Source organism: Spirillospora sp. CA-108201 (genome assembly GCF_050936235.1).
Lineage (GTDB): Bacteria > Actinomycetota > Actinomycetes > Streptosporangiales > Streptosporangiaceae > Spirillospora.
The window spans coordinates 13,147-29,389 of sequence record NZ_JBNJNE010000002.1 but is presented as its reverse complement, the minus strand read 5'-3'; the positions used below and the strand labels follow the sequence as shown (position 1 = coordinate 29,389).

General features: G+C 75.3%; 14 protein-coding genes, 1 pseudogene and 1 riboswitch. Of the genes and pseudogenes, 10 read left to right on the top strand and 5 right to left on the bottom strand.

The window, feature by feature from the left end; translation table 11 throughout:
- Positions 1-67: 67 nt before the first annotated feature.
- From ACQEU6_RS45985 to lexA, 3 genes are all read left to right on the top strand, one after another.
- Positions 68-493: a hypothetical protein gene (locus tag ACQEU6_RS45985; protein ID WP_499328334.1), complete on the top strand. Its 426-nt coding sequence runs from the start codon at positions 68-70 to the stop codon at positions 491-493.
- A 9-nt stretch (positions 494-502) separates the two neighbouring features.
- The gene (locus ACQEU6_RS45980; RefSeq protein WP_499328333.1) at positions 503-1,168 is read left to right on the top strand and encodes a DJ-1/PfpI family protein; all 666 of its coding nucleotides are present in this window, start codon (positions 503-505) and stop codon (positions 1,166-1,168) included.
- 61 nt (positions 1,169-1,229) lie between these two features.
- On the top strand, positions 1,230-1,892 hold the full coding sequence (gene lexA, locus ACQEU6_RS45975; RefSeq protein ID WP_499328331.1) for a transcriptional repressor LexA: 663 nt from the start codon (positions 1,230-1,232) through the stop codon (positions 1,890-1,892).
- A gap of 18 nt (positions 1,893-1,910) precedes the next feature.
- On the opposite strand, the gene ACQEU6_RS45970 is transcribed toward lexA, so the two are convergent.
- Together ACQEU6_RS45970 and ACQEU6_RS45965 are read right to left on the bottom strand one after the other, a co-directional pair.
- Complete coding sequence (locus ACQEU6_RS45970) at positions 1,911-2,450, bottom strand: YciI family protein (protein WP_499328329.1); 540 nt, start codon at positions 2,448-2,450, stop codon at positions 1,911-1,913.
- A gap of 22 nt (positions 2,451-2,472) precedes the next feature.
- Entirely contained in the window at positions 2,473-3,804 is a 1,332-nt protein-coding gene (locus ACQEU6_RS45965; protein ID WP_499328327.1) for a cytochrome P450, read from the bottom strand.
- Between the two features lie 60 nt (positions 3,805-3,864).
- On the opposite strand from ACQEU6_RS45965, the gene ACQEU6_RS45960 reads away from it, so the two are divergent.
- Positions 3,865-4,722, top strand: a complete 858-nt coding sequence (locus tag ACQEU6_RS45960; RefSeq protein ID WP_499328325.1) for an SAM-dependent methyltransferase — start codon at positions 3,865-3,867, stop codon at positions 4,720-4,722.
- Between the two features lie 90 nt (positions 4,723-4,812).
- Here ACQEU6_RS45960 and ACQEU6_RS45955 read toward each other — a convergent pair whose 3' ends face one another.
- Positions 4,813-5,658, bottom strand: coding sequence for an LLM class F420-dependent oxidoreductase (locus ACQEU6_RS45955; protein ID WP_499328323.1), 846 nt, complete (start codon positions 5,656-5,658; stop codon positions 4,813-4,815).
- Between the two features lie 44 nt (positions 5,659-5,702).
- A complete protein-coding gene (locus tag ACQEU6_RS45950; RefSeq protein ID WP_499328321.1) occupies positions 5,703-6,614 on the bottom strand; it encodes a class I SAM-dependent methyltransferase in 912 nt (303 codons plus the stop codon).
- A gap of 337 nt (positions 6,615-6,951) precedes the next feature.
- On the opposite strand from ACQEU6_RS45950, the gene ACQEU6_RS45945 reads away from it, so the two are divergent.
- The 6 genes and pseudogenes from ACQEU6_RS45945 to ACQEU6_RS45920 all read left to right on the top strand — a co-directional run bounded on the left by ACQEU6_RS45945 (position 6,952) and on the right by ACQEU6_RS45920 (position 12,486).
- Positions 6,952-7,137 (top strand): CbtB domain-containing protein, encoded by a 186-nt coding sequence (locus tag ACQEU6_RS45945; RefSeq protein WP_179835852.1) that lies wholly within the window; start codon positions 6,952-6,954, stop codon positions 7,135-7,137.
- 8 nt (positions 7,138-7,145) lie between these two features.
- Positions 7,146-7,937: a CbtA family protein gene (locus ACQEU6_RS45940; protein ID WP_499328319.1), complete on the top strand. Its 792-nt coding sequence runs from the start codon at positions 7,146-7,148 to the stop codon at positions 7,935-7,937.
- 52 nt (positions 7,938-7,989) lie between these two features.
- Positions 7,990-8,497 (top strand): annotated as a pseudogene (locus ACQEU6_RS45935) (histidine phosphatase family protein).
- A complete protein-coding gene (locus tag ACQEU6_RS45930) occupies positions 8,494-10,542 on the top strand; it encodes a VWA domain-containing protein (RefSeq protein ID WP_499328317.1) in 2,049 nt (682 codons plus the stop codon). The pseudogene ACQEU6_RS45935 and the gene ACQEU6_RS45930 overlap by 4 nt, the downstream one beginning before the upstream one ends.
- Before the next feature lies 1 nt (position 10,543).
- Entirely contained in the window at positions 10,544-11,146 is a 603-nt protein-coding gene (gene cobO / locus ACQEU6_RS45925) for a cob(I)yrinic acid a,c-diamide adenosyltransferase (protein ID WP_499328315.1), read from the top strand.
- Positions 11,143-12,486 carry a cobyrinic acid a,c-diamide synthase CobB gene (locus tag ACQEU6_RS45920; protein WP_499328314.1) on the top strand — a complete coding sequence of 448 codons (1,344 nt, stop codon included), beginning with the start codon at positions 11,143-11,145 and terminating at the stop codon, positions 12,484-12,486. The genes cobO and ACQEU6_RS45920 overlap by 4 nt, the downstream gene beginning before the upstream one ends.
- Here ACQEU6_RS45920 and cobN read toward each other — a convergent pair.
- The gene (cobN, locus tag ACQEU6_RS45915; protein WP_499340066.1) at positions 12,441-16,037 is read right to left on the bottom strand and encodes a cobaltochelatase subunit CobN; all 3,597 of its coding nucleotides are present in this window, start codon (positions 16,035-16,037) and stop codon (positions 12,441-12,443) included. The two genes, ACQEU6_RS45920 and cobN, sit on opposite strands and share 46 nt — an antisense overlap.
- A gap of 51 nt (positions 16,038-16,088) precedes the next feature.
- Positions 16,089-16,212: riboswitch (cobalamin riboswitch) on the bottom strand.
- Positions 16,213-16,243 lie beyond the last annotated feature (31 nt).

The following is a 16,243-nucleotide window of genomic DNA, read 5'->3' as shown; positions in this document are numbered from 1 at the left end:
CCCAAGTTTTCGGACCTGCTCGCCGCCGGGACTGGCGGGCGAGCCCCGGCTCGCCGAAGGTGATGGCATGGCTACCACGTCCCGCACCCTGGATCCCGGTTCACCGGCGTCCGCGCACGCGCGCACCCCATGGCGGCGGCTCACCCTGCACTACGTCGAGATGGTGCTCGCGATGTTCGCCGGGATGCTCGCCTTCGGCGGGCTCCGCGCCCTGCTCGGGCTCACGGTCGCGTTCGACGCGCATCCGGGCGCCCACTACCTGCTCATGGCCACCGACATGGCCCTCGGCATGGCCGCGTGGATGCTCCTGCGCCGCCACGGCCTGGCCTGCACGCTGGAGATGTGCGCCGCGATGTACGCGCCGGCGGTGCTGCTCCCGCTCGTGTGGACCGGCGTCGTCGGCGGGATGGCGTTCATGACCGCCGCGCACGTGCTGATGATGGTCGCGATGCTCGCCGTGCTGCTCCGGCGCCGGCGCGAGTACGGGCACTGAGCGGCCGCCATGACCGAGTCCGAGATCACGGTCGTCATCCCGCTGTACGACCGCTTCACCGCCCTGGACGTCGTCGGCCCGTACCAGATGCTGGCCCTCACCCCCGGCGTGCGGGTCGTGTTCGCCGCCGAGCGGCCCGGCCCGGTGCTCGACGACTGCCGCACGCTCCGGCTGACCGCCGTGGGGCTCGACGAGGCGCCGCGCCCGGACGTGGTCGTCGTCCCCGGCGGGCCCGGCACCGTGCACGTCCTGGAAGGGGCGCTCCCGGCCTGGCTGTGCGAGGTCCACCCCGCCACCCGCTGGACGACCTCGGTGTGCTCCGGGTCGCTCGTCCTCGGCGCCGCGGGCCTGATCGACGGGCTGCGCGCGACCACGCACTACCGGCACCTCGACAAGCTCCCGCTGTTCGGCGCCGTCCCGGTCCCGGAGCGCGTGGTGGTCGAGCGCGACGCCCGCGTCGTGACCGCCGCCGGCGTCTCCAGCGGGATCGACATGGCGCTGCGGCTGGTGGAACTCCTGACCGACACGCGGACCGCCCAGGCCGTCCAGCTCTGGGCGGAGTACGACCCGAGGCCCCCGTTCGACACCGGCTCGCCGTCGCGCGCACCCGAGGACGTCGTGGAACTGGCCGCCGCGTTCGAGACGGCCGCGCTGGAGGCCGCCACGCGTTCCTGAGGCCGCGGCGGGGGCGCGTCCCGCCCGCTCTCCCGGCCGCCGCGCCCCTACAATTCCGTGGGTGACCGCCTACAGCGACGCCGACCCGTTCGGGGACCTGGACGCCTCCGCGCTGCCCCCGCGCCAGCAGCGGATCCTGGCCATGATCCGCGACTGGGCGGTCAGGTACGGGTACGCGCCGAGCACGCGCCAGATCGGCGACGCCGTGGGCCTGCGGTCGCCGTCCTCGGTGTCGCGCCACCTGGCGAGCCTGGAGGACCAGGGCTTCCTGCGGCGCGGCGACGCGGTGGCCCGGCCGATCGACGTGCGCGCGTTCCTGCGGGAGGGCCCGCCGCGGGAGTCGGCGGGCGGCCCGGTGACCGTGCCCGTGGTCGGGGACATCGCCGCCGGCGTCCCGATCCCGGCCGAGGAGCACGCCGACGACACGCTGCTGCTGCCCCGCGAGCTCACCGGGCGCGGCACCGTCTTCGGCCTGCGCGTGCGCGGCGACTCGATGGTGGACGCCGCGATCTGCGACGGCGACATCGTCGTGGTCCGCCGCCAGCCCGAGGCCCACTCGGGCCAGATCGTCGCCGCCATGATCGACGGCGAGGCCACGGTGAAGGTGTACCGGCGCCGCGACGGCCACGTCCTGCTCGAACCCCGCAACCCCGCCTACGACGTCATCGACGGCGACGAGGCCGCCGTCCTCGGCGTCGTCGTCTCCGTCCTGCGCAACCTCTGACCCCGGGCCGGGCTCAGGTCAGCGCCGTCCGCCGAACTCCCACTGGTGGACCTCGACGGCGGCGTAGCGGTCCTGCGTCAGGACGGCGCGGGCCGCGCCGGCGTCCGGGGCGCGGAGCAGCGCGGCCGTGCCGAGCCAGGCCGCTCCGTCGTCGGAGAGCAGGGGGCCGTAGGCGATGAGGTCGTCGCCCGCCGCGACCTCCAGGTCGACGGGCTCCCCCTCCCCCAGGCCGATGACCAGGAAGCGGTCGCCGCCCGTCCGGCCGCCGGGGAAGTCCCACATCGTGCGGCCCAGCGCGTTGCGCCACCGGCGCACCATGACGTCCCGGTACGCGCCCGCCTGGTAGTTCGGCTCGTCGAAGGCGAACGCGCGGGCGGCGGCGGGATCGGGCAGGTCGACGATGTGGACGCTGCCGGTGGGGACCTCGCCGGCGAACGTCGGGCCCCGGGCGATCAGCTCCTTCTCGAACCGGTCCATGTAGGACCAGTGCTGCTCCCCCAGTTGCTCGCGGAGCCCGATCGAGCCGGCACGGTCACGGTGGTAGCAGAAGAACTCCATCCGGTCGTTCTACCACCCGCGCTCAGGCCGGCCGGCGCGGGGTGAGGGTCATGTGGATGTCCTCGGCGGCCCAGAGCACGAAGCGCTCGACGGGCGTGACCGTCCGGCCGGGCGCCGGGCGGAGGGAGAAGCGCTTGAGGAGGACGGCCAGGACGAGCTGCGCCTCGACCGTCGCGAGCGCGGCGCCCTCGCAGCTGCGCGGGCCGATCCCGAAGGGGATGTAGGCCAGGCGCGGGCGGCCCGCCGACGCCTCCGGGGCGAACCGGCCGGGGTCGAAGCGCTGCGGGTCGGGCCAGTGGTCGGGGTTCGTGTGCACGGCCCAGAACGGATAGAAGACGGTCGTGCCCGCCGGGACGGTGTACTCGCCGAGCACGACGTCCTCGGTGGCCTCCCGCGCGCCGTACGGTCCCGGCGGGTACAGCCGCATGGTCTCCCGCAGCACCATGTCCAGGTAGGTCAGCCGCTTGAGGTCGGCGTACTCGGGAACGGGCCGGTCGCCGAGCACGCGGTCCAGCTCCTCGGCGACGCGCTCGGCCGCGTCGGGGTGCCGGGCCAGCAGGTACAGCGTCCAGGAGATCGCGACGCCGGTGGTGTGGTGGGCGGCGAGCATCGTCATCAGGACCGTGTCGCGGATCCGCGCCGGGGACTCCCCCGCCTCGGCCAGCGCCGCGATCAGGTCGCTGCGCCCGGCGGGCGCCGAGTCGCCGCGCTCGCGGTGCGCCTCCAGCACCTGGTCGACGGTGGCGCGCAGGTAGGCCAGGGCCTCCTCGGCGCGGCTCCCCGCGCCGTCCCCGGCCTGGCCCATGTACTCGGTGAGGACGGTCTCGAACGCGGACACGACCCGCGCGGCCGATTCCGGCGACTCCAGGCCGCTGCCGAGCGCGTACTGGCAGATCATGCGCAGCGAAAGCTCGCTCAGATCCTGCTGCAGCGCCACCGGGCCGTCGTGCGCCTCCCACCGGTCGGCCAGCTCGGCGGCGAGCGCGGTGAAGCGGGCGAAGTGCGCCTCGTGGGAGGGGCGCCCGGCCAGCACCGACAGCATCACCCGGCGCCAGGGGCCGTGCTCGTCCGCCGGGATCGTCTGCAGGTTGCCCGACTCCTGGAGCGGCGCCAGGAACTCGAACAGCTTCTCCGGCCGCTTGTTGATCTTCGCGGTGGCCTCCAGCAGCACCGGGTCGGCCACGGACACCGCCAGGCCGGCCCCGGGCAGCGGGAACCGCACCACCGGTCCGTACTCGGCGTGCAGCCTCAGCTGGTACTCGTGGAGCCCGCCGGCCGCCGCGATGGCCGCCGTCCCGTCGTCCCCCGCGGGCGGACCGGGGATCCGCGATGGGGTGTCGGCGTCGCTTCGCATTCGAGCCCTCCGCGTCGGCGTCATCGTTTCGGTTGTTTCCGAGTTGATCTCAATGCTTACATGTCCCGGGTAACTTCGCGACATTTCCCAGGCCGGAGAGTCGCGGCGCCGAGAGTCGGGGAGAGGACGCTGGACACCGTCGATCCGCACACGCCGAACGTTCCGCGGATGTACGACTACCTTCTGGGCGGAAAGGACAACTACGCCGCCGACCGGGAGGCCGTGGACGAGGTCGTCAAACACGCCCCCGACACGCCCTTCATGGCGCGCCAGAACCGCGCGTTCCTGCGGCGCGCGGTGCGCTTCCTCGCCGAGTCCGGGATCCGGCAGTTCATCGACATCGGCTCGGGCCTGCCCACCCAGGGCAACGTGCACGAGATCGCCCACCAGGTCGCGCCGGACGCCCACGTCGTGTACGTCGACATCGAGCCGGTCGTGCTGGTCCACGGGCGGGCGCTGCTGGCCGGGACGCCGGAGGTGACCGTCATCCAGGGCGACGCCCGCCGCCCGGGCGAGGTCCTGGCGCACCCCGAGCTGAACAGGCTCATCGACTTCGACCGGCCGGTCGCCGTGCTGATGCTGGCCGTGCTGCACTTCATCGGCGACGGCGACGACCCGCCCGGGATCGTGGCGCGGCTCCGCGAGGCGATGGCGCCCGGCAGCTACCTCACGGTGTCGCACGTGACCGCCGACTTCGACGCCGACCTGAGGGTCCGGCACGCGGGCGCCGTGTACGAGCGGGCCACGTACCAGATCACCCTGCGCAGCCGCGCGGAGGTCACGCGGCTGTTCGACGGCTTCGACCTCGTGGACCCCGGCCTCACCACCCTGTCGATGTGGCGTCCCGATCCGGGCTCGACCGTGCCGCCCCGCGCGGACCGCCAATGGTGCTACGCGGGGGTCGGCCGAAAGCGCTGACCACCGATCAATGCCATTATTTACGGCATTTCGGACGAGCTTGGCTAAACGGGTTAAAGACCCTTCTTCATCCGCGTCGCCCCGGCCGCGTCACAGGCCGAGGCGGGCGGCGTGACGGCCGAGGAAGGCGACGACCTCGTCGGCGGACCGGTCCGGCAGCCCCCAGATGATCTCGGTGACGCCGGCCTCCTCCCAGGCGGCGACCTCCTCGGGCGAGGGGCGCGCCGCGGCCAGGACGCGGACCTCCGGCCGGCCGTCGCGCCCCGCGTCCGCCCACGCCGCGCGCAGGGCGGCGACCTTCGGCAGGATGTCGCGCTCGGTCGGGGTGGTCATCCAGCCGTCGGCGTGGGCGGCGATCCACGCGAGCGTCTTCGGGCCGCCGCCCGCGCCGATCAGCAGGGGGACGTGGGCCTGGACGGGCTTCGGCCACGCCCAGGACGGCCCGAACGAGACGAACTCCCCCGCGTAGGAGGCCTGCTCACGCGTCCAGAGGGCCCGCATCGCCTCCACGTACTCGCGCAGCACCGTCCGGCGCCGGTCGGCCGGCACGCCGTGGTCGGCGAGCTCGTCGGTGTTCCAGCCGAACCCCGCCCCGAGCGTGATCCGGCCGCCCGACAGGTGGTCGAGCGAGGCGACCGTCTTGGCGAGCGTGATCGGGTCCGACTCCACCGGCAGCGCGACGGCCGTCGCGAGCCGGATCCTCGAGGTGACGGTGACCGCGGACGCCAGCGCGACCCAGGGGTCGAGCGTGCGCGTGTAGCGGTCGTCGGGGAGCGTCTCGTCGCCCGTCCCGGGGTGCGCGGCGTCGCGCCGGACCGGGATGTGCGTGTGCTCGGGCACGTAGAAGGTGTGGAACCCGTTCTCCTCGGCGGCCTGCGCGGCGGCGGCGGGCGTGATGCCCCGGTCACTGGTGAAGAGCACGATGCCGTGTCGCATGCGGCCGATACTAGAACGCGTTCTATCCTCGCGCCGAGGGCGGGCTACCCCCGGCGTCCGCCGCGCAGGGCGCGCGGGAGGGCGGTGGCCGCGCGGCCGACCCGGAAGCTGACCGAGCCGCGGACGGCCTCCAACTCGCCGCGGGCGCGCGACAGCCTGTCCTCCGCGCGGGCGAGCCGCTTCTCGGCCCGCGCGAGCCGCTCCTTCAGCCGGCCCGTCTCGTTCGGCGGGCGCGTCGCCCCGCTGCCCTTGACGCGGACGAGCCGCCGCCCGGCGACCTGCTGGACCTCGTGCCAGGCGTCGTCCCGCGACGCCAGCCAGTCCAGGAGGTCGTCCTGGACCGCGTCGGCGTCGCCCCAGGTGCCGTAGAACTTCTGGGTGGTGACGCAGATCGGGCGCAGGCCGCCGGTGGCCACCGACTCCCAGACCGCGGCGGAGACCCCCGGGGTGTGCTCGGACCGGTAGTCGTCGCAGACGATGAGGCCGCCGCTGGGGAGCAGCACCTGGGCGGCCTGGATGTCGGCGTGGACGTGCTCGTACAGGTGGGACGCGTCCACGTGCACGAACCGGCAGGTCTCCGGCTGGACGTGGTCCAGGATCATCGAGGTCGGGCCCTGCACGATGTCCGGGAGGCGGTCGTGGAAGGCGCGGTAGTTCGACTCGAACGCCTGGCGGGTCAGGGTGGAGTAGGAGCCCTGCATCTCCGCGCGGTTGGAGTCGTCGGGGGCGTCGCCGTCGAACAGGTCGCAGACGGTGAAGGTCTCGCCCTCCTTCACGTGGCGGCCCATCAGGATGGCGCTCTTGCCGAGGTAGGAGCCGAGTTCCACCAGGTCGCCCCGCTCGCCGAGCCGCTCCTGGCGGTCCAGGAGCCAGGTGAAGAGGAGTTGGTCGATCTTGGGGAACCATCCCTTGACATCGTCGAGGGAGGCAGGCCGGCCGGTCTCTTGGCTGATCATGCAGGGGGCTCCAACGTCGTCGTTGTCGACAGCGGGGGGACGCGAGACGAAAATCGCCATGATAGGCGAGTCGCTCTTGATCGCAACAAAGCCGGATTTCAGGCTCTTACTTGCGGCTTATCCGGTTCCACGGGCGGGTCGGAGTCGGGGGCACGCTGTTGACAGTGCGTTCGCCGGGACCGTACGGTTCGGCTGATTCACGGTTGCCCGAGGGAAATCCGGTGAGATGCCGGTGCGGACGCGCCACTGTATCCGGGACGACGATCCCGGGAGCCAGGTCGCTCGGGTGATCGCGACCTCATTGTCCGGGACGCGCCAGATCCCCTACGGAGGCTCCGTGAGCACGCTGTCGGCTCGCCACATCCCCCTTTCCCACCTCGTTCCCTGGCTGCTCGCGGTTCCCGCGCTGCTGCTCCTCGGCTACCTCGTCCTGATGGACAACGGCGCCGTGTCGCAGACCGGCGGCTACCTCCACGAGCTGATGCACGACGGGCGGCACCTGCTCGGCGTGCCCTGCCACTAGGCCGCCGCATGGTGCGCACCCTGCTGGTCAGGGGCCTTCTTCTGGGCCTGCTGGCCGGTCTCGTCGCGGGCGTCTTCGCCTTCGCGGTCGGCGAACCCCGCGTCGACGACGCGATCGCCCTGGAGAACGCCGCCGCCGCGCACGAGCACGGCGCGGCGGCCGGCCCCGAGTCCGCAACACACGGGCACGGGTCCGGAACACACGAACAGGAATCCGGAACACACGAGCACGGCGAGGAGGTGAGCCGCGGCACGCAGAAGGCCGGGCTCTTCCTCGCCACCGGTCTCTACGGGCTCGCGGTGGGCGGCGTCTTCGCGCTCGCCTTCGCGGGGCTGCGGGGGCGCGTCGGGCCGCGCTCGGACGCCGCGCTCGCGCTCGCCGCCGCCGGGACGGCCTTCGCCGCCGTCATCGTCGTGCCGTTCCTGAAGTATCCGGCGAACCCGCCCGCGGTGGGCGACCCGGAGACGATCAACACCCGCACCCTGCTGTACCTGGCGATGATCGGGGTGGGGCTGCTGTCCACCGCCATCGCCGTGACCACGGCGCGCAGCGTGCGCGGCGGGCCGTGGGCGCGGTGGCCGGCGGCCGTGCTGGCGTTCGTCGTGCCGGTGGCGGTGGCGTCGCTGCTGCTGCCCACCGTGGACGAGGTGCCGGACGGGTTCCCCGCCACGCTGCTGTGGCAGTTCCGCATCACCTCGCTCGGGACGCAGCTGGTGTTCTGGGCGTCCTTCGGAACCCTGTTCGGGTGGTTCTGCGACCGGGCCGCCCGTGCCCCGGCCCCGGCCCCGGCCCCGGCGTGAGCGGGCCGCCCTGACCGGCGTGCTGTTCGTGCGGCACGCGACGTCGGCGGGGATGCGGGAGGCCCGCTTCCCCGCCGACCCCGCCGCCGACCCGTCCGGCCTGGCGAGGGCGAAGGCCCTGGCCGGGGCACTGCCGGACGGGGAGGCGTGGACGTCGCCCGCCCGCGCCGCCCGGGAGACCTGCGCCGCGCTCGGCCTGGACGCCCGCCCGGTCGCGGCGCTCGCCGAGGCCGACCACGGTTCCTGGGCGGGCCTCCGCCTCGCGGAGGCCGGCCGATCCGGACGCGCTGGCCGCCTGGCTGTCGGACCCGGACGCCGCGCCGCACGGCGGCGAGAGCCGGTCCGCGCTCGCGGCGCGGGTCGCGGCGTGGCTCGGCGGCCGCCCGTCCGGCGTCGCCGTCTGCGACGCGGGCGTGATCCGGGCGGCGCTCGCCCACGCGCTCGGCGCCGGCGTCCTCGCGGCCGACCGGATCGACCTCGCGCCGCTGTCCACCACGAGGCTCGCCGCCGCCGGGAGCGGCTGGCGGGTCGCCCATGTCAACCGGAAGGTCCAGGTGTGAACGTCGCCTACCCGTTCAGCGCCGTCGTCGGGCTGGACGACCTGAAGCTGGCGCTGCTGCTCAACGCCGTCTCGCCGCGGGTCGGGGGTGTGCTGGTGCGCGGCGAGAAGGGCACCGCCAAGTCGACGATCGTGCGGGCCCTGGCCGCGCAGCTCCCCGCCGTGGACACGGTGCCGGGCTGCCGGTTCGCGTGCGACCCGGCGGCGCCCGACCCGTCCTGCCCGGACGGCCCGCACGAGCCGGGCGGACCGGCGGTGCGGCGGCCGTCCGCGCTGGTGGAGCTGCCGGTGGGCGCCTCGGAGGACCGGCTCGCCGGGTCGCTGGACGTGGAGCGCGCCCTGACCGAGGGCGTCAAGGCGTTCGAGCCGGGGCTGCTCGCCGCGGCCCACCGCGGCGTCCTGTACGTGGACGAGGTGAACCTCCTGCACGACCATCTGGTCGACCTCCTGCTGGACGCCGCCGCGCTCGGCACCTGCTACGTGGAGCGCGAGTCGGTGTCGGTGCGGCACGCGGCCCGGTTCCTGCTGGTCGGGACCATGAACCCCGAGGAGGGCGAGCTGCGCCCCCAGCTCCTCGACCGCTTCGGGCTGACGGTCGAGGTGCGGGCGTCGCGGGACCCGAGGGAGCGCGCCGAGGTCGTCCGGCGGCGGCTGGCGTTCGAGGCCGGCCCCGCCGCCTTCGCCGCGCGCTGGGAGGACGCCGAGGCCGAGCTGGCGCGGCGCATCTCGGCCGCGCGGGAGAGGCTCGCCGGGGTCGCGCTGCCGGACGAGCGGCTGGAGCAGATCGCGGCGGTGTGCGCGGGCTTCGAGGTGGACGGGCTGCGCGCCGACCTGGTCACGGCGAACGCCGCCCTCGCGCACGCCGCGTGGCGGGGACGCGAGGAGGTGACCGACGAGGACGTGCGCGCGGCGGCCCGGCTGTCGCTGCCGCACCGGCGCAGGCGGGACCCGTTCGACGCCCCCGGCCTGGACGAGTCCCTGCTCGACGAACTGCTCGACCGCACGTCCCCCGACGGCCCTCCCCCGGACGGCGGCGGGGGCGGCGAGGAGCCCTCGTCCCCGGACCCGGACCCGGGCCCGGGGCAGGGCGCGGGCACGGGGCAGGGCGCGGGCACGGAGCAGAACGCGAACTCGCCCCAAGGCGCGGACATGGAGCGGGACGCGAGCTCGTCCCAGGACGCGGGCACGGAGCAGAACGCGGGCTCCGGGCAGGACGGGCGGCCCGGAGGCGGGGGCGGCGAGCGGGTCGCGGCGGCCGCCGCGCCGCACGCCGTGCCGCTGCTGGAGGTGCCGGGCGTCGGCGAGGGCGCCGCGGGACGGCGGTCGCGGTCGCGGGCGGCGCGTGGCCGGGTCACCGGGGCGCGCCGCCCGGCCGCGAAGGTCCGCGACCCCCACGTGGTGGCGACGCTGCTGGCCGCCGCGCCGCGGCAGCGGGCGCGCGGCCGGTCCGGCGCCGGCCTCGTGCTGCGCCCGGACGACCTGCGGGAGGCGGTCCGCGAGGGCCGCGAGGGGAACCTGGTGCTGTTCGTCGTGGACGCCAGCGGCTCGATGGCCGCGCGCCGCCGCATGACGACGGTGAAGACGGCCGTCCTCAGCCTGCTGCTGGACGCCTACCAGCGCCGCGACAAGATCGGCCTGATCACCTTCCGGGGGCGGACCGCCGAGCTGGTGCTGCCGCCGACGTCGTCGGTCGAGGCGGGCGCGGCGCGGCTGCGGGCCCTGCCGACCGGGGGCCGCACGCCGCTGGCCGCCGGGCTCGCGCGCGCCGCCGAGGTGCTGCGCGCCGAGCGGCTGCGCGACCCGGCGCGGCGCCCGCTGCTCGTGGTCGTCACCGACGGGCGGGCGACCGCGGCCGGCGACGTGGACCGGGCCGCCGGGCCGCTGGCCGGCACCGCCGGCATCGTCGTGGACTGCGAGGACGGCCCGGTCCGGCTCGGCCTCGCGGGACGCCTCGCGGCCCGGCTCGGGGCGCGGCTCGTCCCGCTCGCCGACCTCGACGGGATCGTCCGCGCCCACCGCGGGCGCGACGCTGGAAAGGCGGCCTGAGATGCCCCAGGGAAAGCCCGTGTCCGTCCCCGACGACGGCCTCACCACGCGGCAGCGCCGCACCCGGCCCCTGCTGATGGTCCACACCGGCCCCGGGAAGGGGAAGTCGACGGCGGCGTTCGGGATGGCGCTGCGGGCCTGGAACCAGGGCTGGCCGGTCGGGGTGTTCCAGTTCGTGAAGTCGGCGAAGTGGCGGATCGGCGAGGAGCGGGCGCTGCGCGTGCTCGGGGAGAGCGGCGAGGGCGGGCCCGTCGCCTGGCACAAGATGGGCGAGGGCTGGTCGTGGATCCAGCGGCCCGGCGCCGAGGAGGACCACGCGGCCGACGCCCGGGAGGGCTGGGCGCAGATCAAGCGGGACCTGGCCGCCGAGACGTACCGTTTCTACGTGCTCGACGAGTTCACCTATCCGATCAAGTGGGGCTGGCTCGACCTGGACGACGTGGTCGAGACCCTCGCCGCGCGTCCCGGGAACCAGCACGTCGTCGTCACCGGCCGGGACGCGCCCGGCCGGCTGGTCGAGGCCGCCGACCTGGTGACGGAGATGGGCAAGGTCCGGCATCCGATGGACGCCGGGCAGAAGGGGCAGCGGGGCATCGAGTGGTGATCCCCCGGCTGGTCGTCGCGGCGCCGGCGTCCGGCAGCGGCAAGACGACCGTGGCGACCGGGCTGATCGCGGCCCTGCGGGCGCGCGGTCTCGCCGTGTCCCCGCACAAGGTCGGCCCCGACTACATCGACCCCGGCTACCACGCGCTCGCGGCGGGACGGCCCGGCCGCAACCTCGACCCGTGGCTCGCGGGCGAGGAAAGGGTGGCGCCGCTGTTCCTGCACGGCGCCGCCGGCTGCGACGTGGCGGTGGTCGAGGGGGTCATGGGCCTGTTCGACGGGCGCGGCGACACCGGGTTCGCGTCCACGGCGCACGTCGCGCGGCTGCTCGCGGCGCCGGTGGTGCTGGTCGTGGACGCCGCGCGGCAGAGCCGGTCGGTGGCGGCGCTCGTGCACGGTTTCGCGACGTTCGAGCCGGGCGTGCGGATCGGCGGCGTCGTCCTCAACCGGGTGGGCTCGGAGCGGCACGAGGAGCTGTGCCGGAGCGCGCTGGAGGCGACGGGCGTGCCGGTGCTCGGCGCGATCCGGCGGGACGACGCGGTGGTCACGCCGTCCCGCCACCTCGGGCTGATCCCGGCGGCCGAGCGGGGCGCGGACGCCGTCCGGGCGGTGGAGCGGCTCGGCGCGCTGGTGGAGCGCTCCTGCGACGTGGACGCCCTGCTCCGTCTGGCGGCCGCCGCTCCCCCGCTGCCGGGGCCCGCGTGGGATCCGTCCGGCGAGGTGGTGCCGGTCGAGGGCGGCCCGGTGGTCGCGGTCGCGGGCGGGGCGGCGTTCACCTTCTCCTATGCCGAGCACGTGGAGCTGCTGCGCGCGGCGGGCGCCGACGTGGCGGTCTTCGATCCGCTGCGGGACGAGGCCCTGCCGGACGGGGCCGCCGCGCTCGTCGTCGGCGGCGGCTTCCCGGAGGTGCACGCCGCCGATCTGGCCGCCAACGCGCCGATGCTCGCCGAGGTCGCGGCGTTCCCCGGTCCGATCGCCGCCGAATGCGCCGGGCTCCTCTACCTGTGCGAGGAGCTCGACGGCCGGGCGATGTGCGGGCGGGTGCCGGGGCGCGCGCGGATGACGTCCCGGCTGACGCTCGGCTACCGGGAGGCGGTCGCGGTGGCGGAGTCGCCGCTGACCCGTCCCGGTGAGCGGTTCCGCGGCCACGAGTTCCACCGGACGGAGCTGGACGCGGCGCCGGGCACGCGGGCCGGGCCGCTGTTCCGGTGGCGGGACGGCCGCGACGGGTACGGCGACGACCGGATCACCGCCTCCTACCTCCACCTGCACTGGGCGGGGTTCCCGGAGGCGGCTCAGCGGCTGGTGTCGTCCTCCAGGTCGCCCTCCGTCTTGAGGTAGACCTCCTGGAGCCCCTGCAGGACCGCCGGGTCGGGGTGCTCCCACAGGCCGCGCTCGGCCGCCTCCAGCAGCCGTTCGGCGATGCCGTGCAGCGCCCACGGGTTCGACTCCGCCATGAACGCGCGGTTCTCCTCGTCCAGGACGTAGGCGGCGGTGATCCGGTCGTACATCCAGTCGGCCATGACGCCGGTGGTGGCGTCGTAGCCGAACAGGTAGTCCACGGTCGCGGCCAGCTCGAACGCGCCCTTGTAGCCGTGCCGGCGCATCGCGGCCAGCCACTGCGGGTTCACGACGCGGGCCCGGAAGATCCGCGCGGTCTCCTCCGCGAGGGTGCGGGTGCGCACGGCGTCCGGGCGGGTGCTGTCGCCGACGTAGGCCTCCGGGGCCCGGCCGGTCAGCGCGCGGACGGTGGCGATCATGCCGCCGTGGTACTGGAAGTAGTCGTCGGAGTCGGCGATGTCGTGCTCGCGGGTGTCGACGTTCTTGGCGGCGACGGCGATCCGCCGGTAGGCGCTCTCCATGTCGGCGCGGGCGGGCACCCCGTCGAGGTCGCGGCCGTAGGCGTGGCCGCCCCACACCGCGTAGACCTCGGCGAGATCGGCGTCGTCGCGCCAGTTGCGGCTGTCGATGAGCGGGAGCAGCCCGGCCCCGTAGGCGCCGGGCGCCGACCCGAACACGCGCAGGGTGGCGCGGCGCTCGTCGCCGTGCCGCTCCCGGTCGGCCCGCACGTGGGCGCGGACGTGGTTGTCGTCGTCCGGCTCGTCCAGCCCGGCGACGAGCCGGACGGCGTCGTCCAGCATGGCGACGACGTGCGGGAACGCGTCCCGGAAGAAGCCGCTGATGCGGACGGTCACGTCGATGCGCGGCCGGCCGAGCTCGGCGAGCGGCACCGGCTCCAGCGCCGTGACGCGGCGGGACGCCTCGTCCCAGGCCGGGCGGACGCCGAGCAGCGCGAGGACCTCGGCCACGTCGTCGCCCGCCGTGCGCATCGCGCTCGTCCCCCACACCGACAGCCCGACCGAGCGCGGCCACTCCCCGTGGTCGGCGCGGTAGCGCTCCAGGAGCGAGTCGGCCATCGCCTGCCCCGTCTCCCAGGCGAGGCGGCTCGGGACGGCGCGCGGGTCGACCGAGTAGAAGTTGCGGCCGGTCGGCAGGACGTTGACGAGGCCGCGCAGCGGCGACCCGCTCGGGCCCGCCGGGACGTAGCCGCCGTCCAGGGCGTGCAGGACGTGGTCGAGCTCGTCGGACGTCCGGGCCAGGCGCGGGACGATCTCGGCGGCGGCGAACTCCAGGACCCGCGCCACGGCGTCGCGGCGCTCCGCCGGAACGTCCCTCGCGGCCTCCCGGGCCGCGTCCACGGCCCAGCCCGCGTCCTCCATGGCCTGGACGAGGGCGCGGGCGGCGGCCTCGGCGGCGTCCACGTCGGCGAGCGCCTCGCCGCCGGCCTCGCTGAGCCCGAGCGCCTCCCGCAGGCCGGGCAGCGTCTCGCGGCCCGACCACATCTGGCGTGCGCGGAGCATGGCCAGCACCAGGTCGACGCGGGTCGCGCCGGTGGGCGCCTGGCCGAGGACGTGCAGGCCGTCGCGGATCTGCGCGTCCTTCACCTCGCACAGCCAGCCGTCGACGTGCAGGAGGAAGTCGTCGAACTCGGTGTCGTGGGGGCGGTCGTCCAGGCCGAGGTCGTGGTCGAGCCTGGCGGCCTGGATGAGCGTCCAGATCTGGGCGCGGATCGCGGGCAGCTTCGCCGGGTCCATCGCGGCGATCGTCGCGTGCTCGTCCAGGAGCTGTTCGAGGCGGGCGATGTCGCCGTAGGTCTCGGCGCGGGCCATCGGCGGGACCATGTGGTCGACGAGGACGGCGTGCGCGCGGCGCTTGGCCTGCGTGCCCTCGCCGGGGTCGTTGACGAGGAACGGGTAGACCAGCGGGACGTCGCCGAGCGCCGCGTCGGTGCCGCACGAGGCGGACATGCCCGCCGCCTTGCCGGGCAGCCACTCCAGGTTGCCGTGCTTGCCGACGTGGACGATCGCGTGCGCGCCGAACTCGTCCGAGAGCCACCGGTACGCGGCCAGGTAGTGGTGGCTGGGCGGCAGGTCGGGGTCGTGGTAGACGGCGATGGGGTTCTGCCCGAAGCCGCGCGGCGGCTGCACCATGACGACGAGGTTGCCGGCGCGCAGGGCGGCCAGGACGATGTCGCCGTCCTGGACGAACAGCTCCCCGGGCGGCGGGCCCCAGTGCCGCTCCATCCCCTCCCGCAGGTCGGCGGGCAGGGTGCGGTACCAGCGCGCGTAGGACGCGGCGGAGATGCGGACGGGGTTGCCCGCGAGCTGCTCCTCGGTGAGCCAGTCCTCGTCCTGGCCGCCCGCCGCGATGAGCGCGTGGACGAGGGCGTCGCCGTCCTGCTCGTCGACGCCGGGGAAGCCGTCCCCCAGGTCGTACCCCGCGTCGCGGAGCCGGGCCAGCAGGCGGACGGTGCTCGCCGGGGTGTCGAGGCCGACGGCGTTGCCGACGCGGGCGTGCTTGGTCGGGTACGCCGACAGCATCACGACGAGGCGGCGCCCGGGGGCCGGGGTGTGGCGGAGCCGGCCGTGCCGGACCGCGATCCCGGCGACCCGCGCGGCCCGCTCGGGGTCGGCGGCGTAGACGGTGAGACCGTCCTCGTCGACCTCCTTGAACGAGAACGGGACGGTGATGATCCGCCCGTCGAACTCGGGGATCGCGACCTGCGACGCCGCGTCCAGGGGGGACAGCCCGTCGTCGCCGCCCTCCCAGTCGGACCGGCTGGTCGTGAGGCAGAGGCCCTGGAGGATCGGGACGTCCAGCGCCGCGAGCGCGCCCACGTCCCACGCCTCGTCGTCGCCGCCCGCCCCGGCCGTGGCGGGCCGCGACCCGCCCGCCGCGAGCACGGTCGTCACCAGCGCGTCCGCCTGGCGCAGCGTGTCCAGCAGCTCGGGCTCGGCGGTGCGCAGCGACGAGCAGAACACCGGCATGGCGCGCCCGCCCGCGTCCTCCACGGCGGCGCAGAGCGCCTCGACGAACGCGGTGTTGCCCGCCATGTGGTGGGCGCGGTAGTAGAGCACGCCGACCACGGGCCCGCCGCCGTCGCGGGCGGCGCGGTCGAGCCGCCCCCAGGTCGGCGTCGGGGCCGGCGGAGCGAAGCCGCGCCCGGTCAGCAGCACGGTGTCGGACAGGAACGCGTGCAGTTCGGCGAGGTTGGCGGGGCCGCCGTGCGCGAGGTAGGCGTGCGCCTCGGCGCACACCCCGCCGCTGACCGTGGACAGCTCCATCAGCTCGGCGTCGGGGGCCTGCTCGCCGCCGAGGACGACGACGGGCCGGGGGCCCGCGAGCAGCGCGTCGAGGCCGTCCTCCCAGGCGCGCCGGCCGCCGAGCAGCCGCACCACGACGAGGTCGGCGCCCTCGGTCAGCTCGGGCAGGTCGGCGGCGGCGAGCCGCGCGGGATTGCCGAGCCGGTAGGCGGCGCCGGACGCGCGGGCGCTCAGCAGATCGGTGTCGGACGTCGACAGCAACAGGACCGTGCGGCTGTGCTCGGGCACGGCGCATCCTCCCCCTGGGGTCCTCGCCCCGGTCGCGGGTGTCGACGGCAGGAGTCTCCTGGCTCCCGGATCGACGCTCGCCCCGGCCTTCCCGTCCTTGCGGACAGTGGCCTACAGCGGGGTTCGCTCCCCGGTCACAGTGGCGGGACCGCGCCGGATTCGCACCGGCTTCCTCCCATTGCCATCGCCTGAGCAGAAGAGTACGG